The sequence below is a fragment of the Paenarthrobacter sp. NPDC090517 genome (assembly GCF_044769165.1).
Taxonomy (GTDB): Bacteria; Actinomycetota; Actinomycetes; order Actinomycetales; family Micrococcaceae; genus Arthrobacter.
The window spans coordinates 138,993-153,862 of sequence record NZ_JBIVXN010000004.1 but is presented as its reverse complement, the minus strand read 5'-3'; the positions used below and the strand labels follow the sequence as shown (position 1 = coordinate 153,862).

Genomic DNA, 14,870 nt, shown 5'->3' with positions numbered 1-14,870 from the left:
GATGCCAGCGGAAGATATCGACTGGCAGGCCTTGGAAGATGCAGCAAAGCAGGCAATGCAACGGGCCTACGCGCCTTATTCCAAGTTCCCGGTGGGGGCTGCGGCCCTCACCGAGGACGGCCGGATCGTCAGCGGATGCAACGTGGAGAACGCCAGTTACGGGCTGACCCTCTGCGCCGAATGTGCCCTTGTAGGCCAGCTCCATATGACAGGCGGCGGCAAAATCGCCGCTTTCTACTGCGTGGACGGGCAAGGCAACATCCTCATGCCGTGCGGGCGTTGCCGCCAGCTGCTCTATGAGTTCAGGGCGCCCGGAATGCAGCTCATGACAACGCAGGGAATTAAATCCATGGACCAGGTACTTCCTGATGCCTTTGGTCCCGAACATCTGGAGGAAACCACGTGACCACCACTGAAGCGTTCGACGCCGTCCAGATCATTTCCATCAAGCGGGACAAGGGCACGCTCACTCCCGAGCAGATCGACTGGACCATTGATGCCTACACCCGCGGCGTGATCGCAGAGGAACAGATGGCGGCACTGAACATGGCCATCCTGCTGAACGGCATGGATCGCGCCGAGATTTCGCGCTGGACTTCGGCCATGATTGCCTCGGGCGAGCGGATGGACTTTTCGTCCCTGACAAGGCCCGACGGCGGCCGGAAGCCTACCAGCGACAAGCACTCCACCGGTGGGGTGGGGGATAAGATCACGCTGCCGCTGGCGCCGCTGGTGGCCGTGTTCGGAATCGCGGTTCCGCAGCTTTCGGGCCGCGGACTCGGCCACACCGGCGGAACGCTGGACAAGCTGGAGGCCATTCCCGGGTGGCGGGCCAACCTGAGTAACGACGAAATCATGGCCCAGCTCCAGGACGTTGGCGCAGTCATCTGTGCTGCAGGTTCAGGGCTCGCTCCAGCGGACAAGAAGCTGTACGCACTGCGTGACGTTACTGGAACGGTGGAAGCCATCCCGCTGATTGCCTCCTCGATCATGAGCAAGAAGATCGCCGAAGGCACCGGCTCGTTGGTGCTGGACGTCAAAGTGGGTTCGGGTGCCTTCATGAAGGACGAAGCCCGGGCCCGGGAGCTTGCAGAGACCATGGTGGCTTTGGGCAAAGATGCAGGCGTACACACCGTCGCGCTGATCACGGACATGTCCACGCCGCTTGGATTGACCGCCGGTAACGCCATCGAGGTGGAGGAGTCAGTGGAGGTCCTTGCCGGCGGCGGTCCGGAAGACGTTGTGGAACTGACCGTCCGCCTGGCGGAGGAGATGCTGGCCGGTGCCGGCATCCACGACGCCGATCCCGCTGCCGCGCTGAAGGACGGACGCGCCATGGACGTCTGGAACCGGATGATCGAAGCCCAGGGTGGAGATCCCAGGGCAGCGCTGCCCGAAGCCAGGGAATCCGAGGTTGTTTACGCTCCGGCGGACGGCGTCCTGGTGGAACTGGACGCGCTTTCCGTGGGTATTGCCGCCTGGCGCCTGGGTGCTGGCCGCGCCCGCAAGGAAGACCAGGTTCAATCCGGGGCCGGTGTCCGCCTGCACGCCAAGCCCGGCGCCCTGGTCCGTGCGGGAGAGCCCCTGATGACACTCCTGACGGATACCCCGGAGAAGTTCGACCGGGCCAAGGAAGCGCTCCAAGATGCCGTCGTGATCGCCCCTGAAGGGTCACGCCCGGCACATCAGCTCATCATCGACCGCATCGCCTAGGCTTAAGTGTCCCGGGCGGTTTCCAGGAACAGCCCGGGACACTAGCCGTCCGGCGCCCGTGGGGGAGCCGGCTATCGTAAGGAAACCGTGCAGGGCATCAACGATTTCATCCTCGCCGCGGCGGAACAGCCGTGGGTGTTGGTCCTGGTGCTCGCCTGCTGCGTGATTGACGGTTTCTTCCCGCCCATTCCCAGCGAATCCGTGGTGGTGGGGCTGAGTGCCGTTTCCGGTAGCAGCGGCTCACCCAACGTGTGGTTGCTGGGCTTGATGGCAGCCATCGGCGCGTTCTCCGGGGATAACATCGCCTACATCATCGGGCACCGCATCGGTATCCAACGGTGGCGGTGGATGCGCACCCAGCGGATGCAGGGCGCCTTTCGTTGGGCCGGCAAGGAACTTCGACGCCGGTCAGCCTCGCTCATCATGGTGGCCCGCTTCATCCCCATTGGCAGGGTGGCCGTCAACCTGACGGCCGGTGCTACGCACTTCCACCACCGCAAATTCGTCGCCCTTACCGCGATGTCCGCCGTCTTGTGGGCAACGTATTCGGTGATCCTCGGGTACTTCTTCGGTGTCTGGTTCGAGGACAACCACCTGCTGGGCGCCGTCATAGCGATCGTGGTGGCCGTAATCCTTGGAATCATCATCGATCGCATCATCAGCAAAGTCCGGGGATCAGTGCCTTTGGACGGCAAGAACATTCCCGAGGAAGACGCCCCGGCTCCACCCACGGTATGACGATTTGTGCCCCGGAAGATCAGCCCCGCGGTTGACGACTCCGGCATCTTCAAACCGATAGCGTTAAACGCGTGATCCCAAGGCTGGGACGTAGCGAACGACGTCCCGGCCGTGGGACACTAGAGCGACTTCCGTCACATCGTCAAGTCACATTCGTCTAGGAGCTACCCCCGCGTGGAGTTTTTGAATCAAATGCTCGAGCATGCAGCCGGGCAGCCCTGGATATACCCGGTACTTCTCGTCTTCTTCTTCATTGACGGATTCGCCACCATTCTCCCCAGCGAAACAGCCATCGTGGGTCTCTCGGCGCTGTCCCTTCACAGCGGAGAACCCAACCTTTGGATTCTGGGTGCAACTGCCTTGGTAGGTGCCATGGCAGGCGACAACATGGCTTACATGTTGGGCCGCAAAATCGGCCTTACCCGTTGGAAATGGATGCGGCGTCCCAAGGTGCAGAAAATGTTTGCGTGGGCGCAGTACGAGCTGGACAAGCGTGGTGCGGTATTGATCTTCACGGCCCGCTACATTCCGTGGGGTCGGGTAGCGGTGAACTACGTAGCCGGGCAGACCGGATTCCGTCACCGCACTTTCTTCTGGCTGGATGCCTTTGCCTGCATTACGTGGGTGGGCTACTCAATCGGCATTGGCTTGCTTGCAGGTCAGTGGGTGCACCACAACCCGCTCCTCGGCGTCGGAATTGCTGTGGCCTTCGCTGTGGTCCTCGGCATCGTGGTGGACCACGCCTTGCGCTGGTGGCATAAGTACCTTGAGAAGAAGGACCTGGCCCGTGAAGCGGCCGCAAGCAATACTGCACCCGCAGCGGAGTCGCCGAATCTGTCGCAAAAAGCAGTTGCCGGGGCCGACCTCTCCAATCCTGCCGGCTAAGGACCTGCCGAGGGCTGCGGTGGGGACTAGTCTTAGTACGTGACTGAGCCCATTCTTGACGCTGCCCCTGCCCTTGACTTCGATCTGAAGAGCCTTCCCAAGGTTTCCCTCCACGATCATCTGGACGGAGGACTCCGCCCGGCCACCATCATTGAGCTGGCTGAGGCCGCCGGCCACACCCTGCCCTCCACCGATCCGGTGGCGCTGGGTGAATGGTTCCGTGAATCCGCTGACTCCGGCTCGCTGGTCCGCTACCTCGAAACGTTTGACCACACCGTCGCCGTCATGCAGACCAAGGAAGGCCTGTTCCGGGTCGCCAAGGAATTCGTGGAGGACCTGGCCGAGGACGGCGTCGTATACGGCGAAGTCCGGTGGGCTCCTGAACAGCACTTGCAGCAGGGCCTGACCCTGGACGAGGTTGTGGAAGCAGTCCAGACCGGGCTCGAAGCCGGCATGGATTCCGCCGAAGAGCGCGGCCAGCAGATTCAGGTTGGGCAGCTCATCACTGCCATGCGCCATGCTGACCGTGGTCAGGAAATTGCAGAACTCGCTGTCCGCCACCGCGCCAACGGTGCCGTCGGCTTCGACATTGCCGGCGCCGAAGACGGCTTCCTCCCGTCCCGCTTCAAGGATGCCTTCACCTACCTGGCCGAGAACAACTTCCCGGCAACGGTCCACGCTGGCGAGGCTGCGGGTCTGGAGAGCATCCAATCCGCCTTGGTGGACGGGCGTGCTTTGCGCCTTGGCCATGGCGTGCGGATCGCCGAGGACATCTCAGTGGAGTTTGAGGACAACTCCGACGACGACGGCGAGGACACCATCGGCATGGTGACCATCGGCAGTGTGGCAGCATGGGTTCGCGACCGCGGGATCGCCCTTGAAATCTGCCCTTCCTCCAACCTTCAGACCGGTGCCATTTCCGGCTTTGGCGATGGCATCGAAAGCCACCCGGTGGACATGCTCTTCCAGCTCGGCTTCAACGTCACCATCAACACTGACAACCGCCTCATGAGCGGCGTGACCCTTACCGACGAGTTCGAACTCCTGGTGGAGACCTTTGACTACGACCTCGATGATCTGCTCGAGCTGACGCTCAACGCGGCCGAGGCAGCGTTCCTGCCGCTGGACGAGCGTGAAGCCTTGGTTGAGTACATCAACGATGCCTACGCCAACCTCGGGTGACAACGGCCCAAGTGGCTTGCCGGAGCTCATCCGGACCATAGCCGCGCTCCGGGAGCACTGCCCGTGGATGGGCGCCCTGACCCACGAGTCGCTGGTGGAGTACTTGATCGAGGAAGCCTACGAAGTGGTTGATTCGATCGAAGCCGGTGCGGTAGATGACGAGCTCCGCGGCGAGCTGGGCGATGTGCTGCTTCAGGTAGTGCTTCATGCCCGGCTCGCCGAGGAGCGCGGCAGCTTTGATTTCGAGGATGTGGCGCGCAGCATCAATGCCAAGATGGTCCGGCGAAACCAGCACGTCTTCAAGGCCGACGGTTCCCTGCAGGAGAGTTTCCCGGCCAGCGTCGAGGAAATCATCGTCAAGTGGGACGCCGCCAAACGCGCGGAAAAGCCGGAGCGGAAAGACCCCTTCGCGGGGATTCCGCCCCACCTGCCGGCGTTGGCAGGAGCCCAGAAGTCCTTCGACCGGGCAGTCCGCGCCGGCACGCCCGTTGACGCCCAAAGCCGGCTCGCCGCCGTCGGACTTCCTGCCTTCCCGGCCACCGAAGAGGTGCTGGGGGAGCTTTTGCTCGCCGTCGTCGCGGGTGCCCGGGAGCAAGGACTCGACGCCGAACGGGCCCTCCGTGCCGCAGTTCGATCGTTTCAGAACAACCAGGCGCAGCCTTCATGACGTGAACCGTTGGAAGCCGTGCCGTAACGTAAGCCACTCTCGACTACGCTAGTAGCGACGAGGACGTTGAGAATTTCCCTCCACATTCCTGTAATTCGCCCATAAGGAGCACATCCATGGCGCTTATCGATGCCATCCACGCACGCGAGATCCTTGATTCCCGCGGAAACCCGACCGTAGAAGTTGAGGTCCTGCTCTCCGACGGCCAGATCGGCCGCGCAGCAGTTCCCTCCGGTGCCTCCACCGGCGAGCACGAAGCCGTTGAGCTTCGCGACGGCGACAAGGGCCGTTACCTCGGCAAGGGTGTCCAGAAGGCCGTTGACGCCGTCATCGACGAGATCTCCCCGGCCCTGATTGGTTTCGACGCCACTGACCAGCGCAGCATTGACCAGGCCATGATCGACCTGGACGGTACGCCCAACAAGGGCAAGCTCGGCGCCAACGCCATCCTCGGCGTTTCCCTGGCCGTTGCCAACGCTGCCGCAGCTTCTGCTGACCTGCCGCTGTACAAGTACCTGGGCGGCCCGAACGCGCACGTCCTTCCCGTTCCGCTGATGAACATCCTCAACGGAGGCTCGCACGCCGACTCCGATGTGGACATCCAGGAATTCATGATCGCTCCGATCGGTGCCGAGACCTTCTCCGAAGGCCTGCGCTGGGGCGTTGAGGTTTACCACAACCTCAAGGCTGTCCTTCAGGAAAAGGGCCTCTCCACCGGCCTCGGCGACGAGGGTGGCTTCGCCCCCAACCTGCCGTCCAACCGCGCTGCGCTGGACCTGATCCAGGAAGCCATCAAGAACGCCGGCTACACCCCGGGCACGGACATCGCGCTTGCCTTGGACGTTGCGTCTTCCGAGTTCTACAAGGAAGGTGCTTACCAGTTCGAAGGCAAGGCACTTTCGGCCACCGAGATGAGCGCCTACTACGCTGAGCTGGTTGCCGACTACCCGCTGGTTTCCATCGAAGACCCGCTGGACGAGAACGACTGGGAAGGCTGGAAGACCCTCACCGACACCATTGGTGACAAGGTCCAGCTTGTTGGCGACGACCTCTTCGTCACCAACCCGGTCCGCCTGCAGCAGGGCATCGAGACGGCCACAGCCAACTCCCTGCTGGTCAAGGTCAACCAGATCGGTTCCCTGACCGAGACGCTCGACGCCGTTTCCCTGGCCCAGCGCTCCGGTTACACCACCATCACCTCGCACCGCTCCGGCGAAACCGAGGACACCACCATTGCTGACATCGCCGTTGCCACCAACGCGGGCCAGATCAAGACCGGTGCCCCGGCCCGCTCCGAGCGCGTTGCCAAGTACAACCAGCTGCTGCGCATCGAAGAAGAACTCGACGACGCCGCACGCTACGCCGGCCGTAGCGCGTTCCCGCGTTTCAAGGGCTAGCCTTCAGCGAAAACACGCAACCGGTGGCTATGGTGGAAAGACCATGGCCACCGGTTCTGTTTAACTCCGGTTCTGTTTAACACAGGCCAGGTCAGCAACAGCAAGCGCAGCAACCCGCCAGGCAAGCACCGGGCATTACAGGAGTGTCATGGCCACCCGTCGTCCAAAGGTACCCAGGGCCGACGCCCTTGGTCGTCCGTCAAGTGGTGCCCGTCCGGCCAGTGGTGCCCGTCCGTCAAGTGGTGCCCGTCCGGCCGGCGCAGGCGGTGCTGCCGGCAAGGGCTCTGAAGGGGCAGGTTCTGAGGGCGCTGACGTCATCAAGGCCGAGTTCGGAGGGCCGCGGGCTTCGTCAAAGACATCGACGGCGGCGGTTGGCGCCAAAGCCCCTGGCAACAGCAAGACGCCCACCGGTACCAAGGCGGGCAAGGAGAGCAAGCCGGCAGGCACTTCACCGAAGACTGCGGACAAGGGCAAAGAAAAACCACGGCCCGGGGCGAAGGATGACCGGGAGCTGGATCCCGTACCGGCGAAGGCGTTCTCCGGCAGGATGCTTGCACTGGCTGTGGTGATGATTGCCATCACTGTCCTGCTGGCCCCCACCGTGAAGATTTTCCTCGAGAAACGCGCCGAAATTTCAGCGCTGGAAGCGGAAATTGCGAGCAGGAAAGCGGAGCAAACCGAGCTGAACAAGCAGCTCTCCCGGTGGCAGGACCCCAACTACGTGAAACAGCAGGCCCGCGACCGCATTAACATGGTTATGCCGGGTGAAACAGGTTACTGGGTGTTTGGGGGAGAAGAAGCCGCCGGCACACCGGGTGGCCGCACCGGCTCCGGATCGTCGGCCAACCCGGAGAATCTGCCTTGGGTGGATGCTCTCTGGGAGTCAATCAGACGATCGGCAACTGACTAGACGCGGTGCCCGCCGCCGTCGTGTCCGCATGGGACGTGACAAAAGGGGCAGGAAGGTTGGCAGCGCAAGTGGAAGAGAACACGGCAGCCGTGCCGCAGGAATCCCGCCAGCCATCAGCACACGATCTTGAGGTCCTCAGCCGACAGCTGGGCAGGCCGGTCAGGGATGTGGTCGAGATCCCGGCGAGGTGCGTCTGCGGCAACCCTTTGGTGGCAGCGACAGCTCCCCGGCTCAGCAACGGAACACCGTTTCCCACCACGTTTTACCTGACCCACCCGGTAATCACTTCCGCAGTGTCGCGCCTTGAAGCGGGCGGGCTCATGAACGAGATGAACGAGCGACTGACCGCTGACCAGGAGCTGGCCTCCGCCTATCATGGCGCCCACGACGCATATCTTCAGGCCCGCAACCAGATCGCGGATCGCTCCGGCACCGGGGCGGTGCCCGAGATCGACGGTATCTCTGCCGGCGGTATGCCCGCCCGCGTGAAGTGCCTGCATGTCCTGGTGGGTCATTCTTTGGCCGCCGGACCGGGGGTCAATCCGCTGGGGGACGAGGCACTGGATGCCATCACGGAGTGGTGGACCAAGGACCGTTGCTATTGCGACGGCGCCTGGGACACGGCCGGTGAGGCTCCTTCGCGGGACTTGAGCCGTCATGGTCCCCAAGGGCTGCCGGACATCGTGGGTCGTCCCGCGCCGGTACGGAAGTCAAAGATTGAATCCCCGGACGGGCAGGAGGGCACATCATGACCCGCGTGGCTGCCATTGACTGCGGTACCAACTCTATCCGGCTGCTTATCGCTGATGTCTCCAATGGGCTAACCGAGAACGCTGCACAGGGTCCGCTGACCGACGTCGTGCGTGAGATGCGCGTGGTGCGGCTGGGCCAGGGCGTCGATGCCACGGGAGAGCTGGCTCCGGAGGCCTTGGAGCGCACGTTCTCTGCTACGCGGGACTATGCGCGCCTCATCAACGAACACGGTGCCGAACGAGTCCGTTTCGCCGCTACGTCGGCAACCCGTGATGCCAGTAACCGCCAAATCTTTGTGGACGGCATCCGGGATCTCCTGGGCGTGCAGCCAGAGGTCATTTCGGGTGACGAGGAAGCTGCGTTGTCCTTCGCGGGAGCCAGCAGCGTCCTGCCAGCCACTGGGGAGGACGCCATCCTGGTGGTGGACCTGGGCGGAGGGAGTACTGAATTCGTGCTGGGCGACTCCAGCGGCGTTATCGCAGCGCGTTCGGTGGACATTGGCTGCGTGCGGCTGACTGAACGTCACCTTCGCAGCGATCCGCCCACTGCTGCGCAAATCACCGCAGCAGAGGCCGACGTCGATGCCGCACTTGATCTTGCCGCTCAGACGGTACCGCTCGACCGCGCCACAGCGGTGGTTGGGGTCGCTGGTTCCATCACCACCATCACTGCGCACGCGCTGGGCCTGAGCGAATACGAGCCGGACCGGATCCACGGTGCTTCGCTGGATCTCGAAACCATCACCGAGGCATGCACCAGCCTGCTGGACATGACGCGCGAAGAACGTGCTGCCCTTCCCTACATGCACCCGGGACGCGTTGATGTGATCGGAGCGGGAGCTTTGGTTTGGCGCCGCATTCTGGCACGGATGGAAACGGTCAGCAACGGCACCATTCGCGCGGCTGTTTCCAGCGAACACGACATTCTTGACGGCATCGCCCTGAGTATCCGGGACGGCGAATGACGTTGCGGCACCGACGCAACCTGTCCGCTGCGCTTGCCGCCACGTTGGCTGGCGGGGCGCTTGCAGGTGCGCTGTTGTCGGCTCCGGCAGCCAACGCGGACGCATGGCGCGACAAGGAGTACTGGCTCAAGGAATCGGGTGTAACCAACGCCTGGCAGGTGTCCAAGGGCGCCGGCGTCAAGGTCGCGATCATCGATAGCGGTATTGACGGAAGCCACCCGGATCTCAAAGGCGTCGTAGTCGGTGGGACAGATGTCTCCGGGGCCGGGGCTCCGAACGGACAGAAGAGCATCGGCGCCAAGACCGAACACGGCACGCTGGTGGCAACGATGCTCGCCGGGCGTGGCCACATCACCCCCACCCCGCCGCCTTCGCCGTCCGCGTCAGCATCTGCATCACCCGCTCCACCGCCCCCAACCACTCCGCCCGCCGGGGGACCGGACGGGATCACGGGCGTTGCGCCCGAAGCGGAGATCCTCGCGATTTCAACGTGGCTCGGGTCGCCAAACCCGGGCGGCAAGACCGACCAGGAACAGATACCCGAGGCCGTGCGCTGGGCTGTGGACAACGGTGCCAAGGTCATCAACATTTCCCTCGGCAGTACTTCGCCGGATTGGCCGCAGAGCTGGGACGCAGCGTTCCTGTACGCGGAGCAAAAAGATGTGGTGATTGTTGCCGCCGCGGGAAACCGGGTGGGAGGCAATGTCCAGGTTGGAGCCCCGGCAACCATTCCCGGCGTCCTTACGGTGGCGGGGTTGGATGGCGAGGGACGCGCCAGCGTCGACTCATCGTCCCAAGGCATCAGTATTGGTGTAGCAGCTCCTGCGGAGAAACTGGTGGGCGGCATTCCCGGCGGTTCGTATGCCGAGTGGGCAGGAACGTCCGGAGCGGCGCCCATCGTTTCAGGTGTAGCAGCACTGATCCGTTCCAAATGGCCGGAGATGAGCGCTACCCAGGTCATCAACAGGATCGTCAGCACTGCCAAGGATGCCGGCGCCCCGGGCAAGGACCCCCTATATGGCTACGGCATCCTCAACGCGGAAGCAGCGCTGAAGAACGACGTACCCATCACCAGCACCAACCCGCTGGGTTCCATCGCGGACTGGATCCGCGTCCACCGCCGCGGCGTCTTTAGCGAACCCTCTCAAGCGCCCGTGGCGAGTCCTACCAGCGCTGCTCCCACGCTTGCCGACCCGACGGTCCCTGTTGCGAAGGCCCCTGCCACTGTGGACGAAGCCCTTCCTGCGGCCGTCGTGCTGGGTTTTGGTGCGTTGTTTGTCGCCCTCGTGGCGGGTGCAGCCATCCAGTTGCGGAGAGTCCTGAAGAACCCGCCGGCGGTGCCCGAAGAAGCCGAGACGGGCGCGCTTTTGAAGGTGGATCCACCCTCGAGGAAGTAGTTAGTGAAGATTTTCACAAAGTACTGTACTCTGGATTCATGGCAACCACCCCAGAGCTCATTGACCGTCCCCGGGTTCTCGTCGTCGGCGGCGGCTACGTCGGCCTGTACGTAGCACTCAAACTGCAGAAGAAGATCGCGAACGCAGGCGGAATCGTCACCGTCGTTGATCCACTGCCGTACATGACCTACCAGCCCTTCCTCCCGGAAGTAGCCGGTGGCAACATCGAGGCACGCCACGCCGTCGTCTCCCACCGTCAGCACCTCAAGCAGACTGAGCTCATCCAGGGCCGCGTCACCAGCATCGACCACGCTAACCGGACCGCGGTTATCGCCCCGTCCGATGGCGGCGAGAACTTCGAGATCCCGTACTTCGATGTCGTGATCGCAGCCGGCGCCATCACCCGCACGTTCCCCATCAAGGGCCTCGCGGACAAGGGCATCGGCCTGAAGACCATTGAGGAAGCCGTTGCACTGCGCAACAAGGTGCTGGAGCGCATCGAATCAGCTTCCACCATGACTGATCCCGCAGAGCGCGCCAAGGCTCTGACCTTCGTTGTGGTGGGTGGCGGCTTTGCCGGCATCGAGTGCCTCACCGAAATGGAAGACCTCGCCCGCGCTGCCGTGCGCAACAACCCGCGCATCCGCCAGGAAGAAGTCCGCTTCATCCTGGTTGAAGCCATGGGCCGCATCATGCCCGAGGTCACCGCCTCGCAGGCCGAATGGGTTGTGGAGCACCTCCGCAGCCGCGGCATCGAAGTACTCCTCAACACTTCCCTTGACAGTGCCGAGGGCAACCTCAAGCTGATCAACCTCCCGGACAAGACCCCCGCCGGCGAAGTTGAAGCAGACACCTTGGTGTGGGCTGCCGGTGTGCAGGCCAACCCGATGATCCGCTCCACCGACTTCCCGCTGGAACCGCGTGGTCGCGTTCGCGTCCTGCCTGACCTGCGCATCGCAGGCGATGAAGGCATCGTGGAGAACGCCTGGGCAGCCGGCGACATCGCCGCCGTTCCGGACCTCACGGGCAAGGGCCTGCCGGACGGCACCTGCGTCCCCAACGCCCAGCACGCCCTGCGCCAGGCCAAGAAGCTCGCTAAGAACCTCTGGGCCTCCCGCTGGGACAAGCCGCTGCACGACTACAAGCACAAGAACCTCGGTGCTGTAGCCGGTTTCGGCGAGTGGAAGGGTGTTGCAAACATCAACCTGCTCGGCCGCATCGGCCTCAAGGGCGGCCTCGCCTGGCTGGCCCACCGTGGTTACCACGGCATGGCGATGCCCACGGTGGAGCGCAAGTTCCGCGTGATCCTCGGCTGGATCCTGGCCTTCTTCGCGGGCCGCGACACCACTCCGCTGATGGACCTGGACAACCCGCGCGGCGCCTTCGTGGCCGCAGCGACGCCGGCTCCCAAGCCTGCTGCCGCTCCGGCGCCGGTGGAAGCCAAGCCGGTTGCCGAGGAAGTCAAGACTCCGGTAACTGCTGACGCCAAGTAGTACACGCACGACGGCGGCCGCCCCTTATGGGGGATGGTCGCCGTCGGCGTTTAATGCCTGCTGCTCAGCAGTGGCGCGGCCTGCGCCCCTAGACTGTTGCCATGTCCGGTGAAACTGATCTGAAGACGCTCCTGGAGTCGCTTCATCCCGTAGCCCGCGATGGCGACTACGTTTACGCCCTGTGGCCGCACGGCCGGCCGCTGGAAGGTGGCATCGAAGCGGCCGTTCGCGAGGCCGAAGGCCTGACGGTGGTCCTTCACCGCGACGAAGCCGATTCTTTGGGTCTTAGCTACGATTTCGTGGCCACATGGATCACGCTGCAAGTCCATTCGGCATTGGAAGCCGTGGGGCTGACTGCTGCTGTCAGTGCTGCGCTGACACACGCGGGGATCAGTTGCAACGTGCTGGCAGGTTTCCATCACGATCACCTGTTGGTGCCCTCGGCGGACGCCGGCCGGGCCATGGACGTGCTGCGGCTCCTGGCACGCGGCGTGGTTCTGCGCTCCGAGAGGCCCGAGGACCGGGCCGAGATCCTGGAGCTCACTGCCCGCGCGTTTTCCGTCTCCCCGGTGACCGGTGAACCCGTTGAAGGCACCCCGGTTGAAGTGGGGCTTTTGCGGGAGCTCTTTGAGTGCAGCGAGTATGTTCCGGAACTCAGCATCGTGGCGGAAATGGGCGGGGAAATCGTGGGTCACGCGATCAGCACAAGGGGCTGGGTGGGAGAACTCGAACTGTTGGGCCTGGGTCCCATAGGCGTGCTTCCACCCTTCCAGCGGCGCGGGGTTGGTTCGGCGTTGATGCGCGAGTCAGCGGCCCGTGCCACTGCACTCGGAGAACCGGGAATTGCCTTGCTCGGCAGCCCTCTTTACTACCCGCGCTTCGGCTACGTTCCGGCCACCTCCATGGGTGTTGAACCGCCTGAGGCGATGTGGGGCGAGCACTTCCAGCTTCTACCCCTGCCGGAATGGCCCGACGGCGTCCGGGGCACCTTTCGCTACGCCGCGCCATTCAACCGGCTCTAGCTGGGATACCATGGTCCGGGCGCCCCAGTAGCCCAATTGGCAGAGGCAGCGGACTTAAAATCCGCGTGTTGTGGGTTCGAGTCCCACCTGGGGCACAGATGCAAGGTGAGAGCTCTTTCTCCCTTCGTGTGCACGGTTCTCCTCTTCAGTGACTTTTCCCAGCAAGCTCGTAGATTCCCCACAGGCAACGAGTGTTATAGGGATGTGACCTGAATCACTTATGTTCCCGGGGCAATTGCACTAGTTTGAGTCTTAATCAGGAACACCTGAGTAATCGCATCAAAGGCAGTTCGCACCTTTCGATCGAGGAGACAACGAATGTTTGATCTTTCCCCAGCGGCGCCCCGAGCCGCCAAGCTAACAGCGCTTGGCATTGGGGTCGCTCTCTTGGCCACAGCTTGTGGTGGGTCTTCGACACCTACCCAGACTGGGTCTCAATCCGCCGCCCCGGCAGGTATCGCCTGCCCGGCACCGAGCGGCGGGGCGGGAGCCGGCAACAGCCAGGCTGCCACCAACACGGGACCTGTACCTCCCTCGACCACCACCACGGCTACGCCGCTTAAGCTTGGATCGCTCCTGCCGACAACGGGGTCGCTGGCGTTCCTCGGCCCACCCGAAATTGCCGGTGTCAACCTCGGCGTCAAGGAAGTCAACGACGCCGGTGGCGTTTTGGGCGCCCCGGTGGAAGTCACCCACCGCGACTCCGGTGATACCAAGACCGACATCGCCACGCAGTCCACCACAGCCTTGCTGGGCCAGGGTGTGAGCGCAGTAATCGGTGCGGCCTCCTCGGGCGTTTCCAAGACGGTCATCAACCAGATCACCGGCGCTGGCGTCATCCACTTCTCCCCGGCGAACACCTCACCTGACTTCACCACGTGGGACGACAAGGGCCTCTACTGGCGCACGGCACCGTCCGACGTCCTGCAGGGCAAGGTTCTCGGTAACTACATGGCTACCTGTGGCGCCCAGACTGTTGGCATGATCGTTCTCAACGACGCCTACGGAACCGGCCTGCAGAAGAACGTCAAGGAAGCCTTCGAGGCAGCCGGCGGCAAGGTTGTTGCGGAAGAACTCTTCAACGAGGGTGATTCGCAGTTCAGCAGCCAGGTGGACAAGGTCCTGGCAGCCAAGCCCGATGCCATCGCATTGATTACCTTCGACCAGGCCAAGAGCATCGTGCCCCTGATGACCGGAAAGGGCGTCAAGCCCACGCAGCTGTTCATGGTTGACGGCAACACCTCGGACTACAGCAAGGACTTCCAGGCAGGCACCATGAAGGGCGCACAGGGAACCATCCCCGGTACGTTCGCCAAGGACGCCTTCAAGCAGAAGCTCCTCGCGATCGATCCCGCCCTGAAGGATTACAGCTACGCAGGCGAGTCCTACGACGCCGTGAACCTGATCGCGTTGGCCTCCGAGGCAGCCAAGAGCACCAAGGGCACGGACATCGCGGCCAAGCTCAAGGAAGTCTCTGAAGGCGGCGAGAAGTGCACCGACTTCCCGTCATGCGTCACCCTGCTCCGCGAGGGCAAGGACGTTGACTACGACGGCCAGTCCGGTCCGGTAACGTTCTCCGATGCCGGTGACCCCACCGAGGCATACATCGGTATCTACGAATACCAGGACGACAACACCTACAAGCCGGTCCGCGAAGAGTTCGGCAAGCTCTAAGCTGAACGCCAACTAGACCGCAGTTAGCAACGGGTCCCCTTCCTCACAAGGAAGGGGACCCGTTGGGGTTAACAA

The 14,870-nt window shown here is 63.2% G+C and carries 14 protein-coding genes and 1 tRNA gene; all 15 read left to right on the top strand.

Annotation, left to right across the window (positions count from 1 at the left end; translation table 11 throughout):
* The first annotated feature begins 1 nt into the window (after position 1).
* Positions 2-406, top strand: a complete 405-nt coding sequence (locus tag ACIQTW_RS14275; protein ID WP_402937889.1) for a cytidine deaminase — start codon at positions 2-4, stop codon at positions 404-406.
* Positions 403-1,713, top strand: a complete 1,311-nt coding sequence (locus ACIQTW_RS14270; protein WP_402937887.1) for a thymidine phosphorylase — start codon at positions 403-405, stop codon at positions 1,711-1,713. Before ACIQTW_RS14275 ends, ACIQTW_RS14270 begins: the two co-directional genes overlap by 4 nt.
* A gap of 87 nt (positions 1,714-1,800) precedes the next feature.
* Complete coding sequence (locus ACIQTW_RS14265) at positions 1,801-2,451, top strand: DedA family protein (RefSeq protein WP_017198718.1); 651 nt, start codon at positions 1,801-1,803, stop codon at positions 2,449-2,451.
* A 192-nt stretch (positions 2,452-2,643) separates the two neighbouring features.
* Complete coding sequence (locus ACIQTW_RS14260) at positions 2,644-3,336, top strand: DedA family protein (protein WP_402938457.1); 693 nt, start codon at positions 2,644-2,646, stop codon at positions 3,334-3,336.
* Positions 3,337-3,375: 39 nt separating this feature from the next.
* The gene (locus ACIQTW_RS14255) at positions 3,376-4,518 is read left to right on the top strand and encodes an adenosine deaminase (RefSeq protein WP_017198716.1); all 1,143 of its coding nucleotides are present in this window, start codon (positions 3,376-3,378) and stop codon (positions 4,516-4,518) included.
* A complete protein-coding gene (locus ACIQTW_RS14250) occupies positions 4,496-5,185 on the top strand; it encodes a MazG nucleotide pyrophosphohydrolase domain-containing protein (RefSeq protein ID WP_402937884.1) in 690 nt (229 codons plus the stop codon). Before ACIQTW_RS14255 ends, ACIQTW_RS14250 begins: the two co-directional genes overlap by 23 nt.
* A 116-nt stretch (positions 5,186-5,301) precedes the next feature.
* Positions 5,302-6,582, top strand: a complete 1,281-nt coding sequence (gene eno, locus ACIQTW_RS14245) for a phosphopyruvate hydratase (RefSeq protein ID WP_011773994.1) — start codon at positions 5,302-5,304, stop codon at positions 6,580-6,582.
* A 148-nt stretch (positions 6,583-6,730) separates the two neighbouring features.
* Positions 6,731-7,492 carry a septum formation initiator family protein gene (locus ACIQTW_RS14240; RefSeq protein ID WP_402937880.1) on the top strand — a complete coding sequence of 254 codons (762 nt, stop codon included), beginning with the start codon at positions 6,731-6,733 and terminating at the stop codon, positions 7,490-7,492.
* Positions 7,493-7,560: 68 nt separating this feature from the next.
* The gene (locus ACIQTW_RS14235; RefSeq protein ID WP_402937877.1) at positions 7,561-8,244 is read left to right on the top strand and encodes a DUF501 domain-containing protein; all 684 of its coding nucleotides are present in this window, start codon (positions 7,561-7,563) and stop codon (positions 8,242-8,244) included.
* The gene (locus ACIQTW_RS14230) at positions 8,241-9,209 is read left to right on the top strand and encodes an exopolyphosphatase (RefSeq protein WP_402937874.1); all 969 of its coding nucleotides are present in this window, start codon (positions 8,241-8,243) and stop codon (positions 9,207-9,209) included. Before ACIQTW_RS14235 ends, ACIQTW_RS14230 begins: the two co-directional genes overlap by 4 nt.
* A complete protein-coding gene (locus ACIQTW_RS14225; protein WP_402937872.1) occupies positions 9,206-10,606 on the top strand; it encodes a S8 family serine peptidase in 1,401 nt (466 codons plus the stop codon). Before ACIQTW_RS14230 ends, ACIQTW_RS14225 begins: the two co-directional genes overlap by 4 nt.
* A gap of 38 nt (positions 10,607-10,644) precedes the next feature.
* Entirely contained in the window at positions 10,645-12,099 is a 1,455-nt protein-coding gene (locus tag ACIQTW_RS14220; protein WP_364308279.1) for an FAD-dependent oxidoreductase, read from the top strand.
* 101 nt (positions 12,100-12,200) lie between these two features.
* A complete protein-coding gene (locus ACIQTW_RS14215) occupies positions 12,201-13,121 on the top strand; it encodes an N-acetyltransferase (RefSeq protein ID WP_402937869.1) in 921 nt (306 codons plus the stop codon).
* 21 nt (positions 13,122-13,142) lie between these two features.
* Positions 13,143-13,216 (top strand) — tRNA-Leu (locus tag ACIQTW_RS14210).
* 223 nt (positions 13,217-13,439) lie between these two features.
* The gene (locus ACIQTW_RS14205) at positions 13,440-14,795 is read left to right on the top strand and encodes an ABC transporter substrate-binding protein (RefSeq protein WP_402937866.1); all 1,356 of its coding nucleotides are present in this window, start codon (positions 13,440-13,442) and stop codon (positions 14,793-14,795) included.
* The last annotated feature ends 75 nt before the right edge of the window (positions 14,796-14,870 follow it).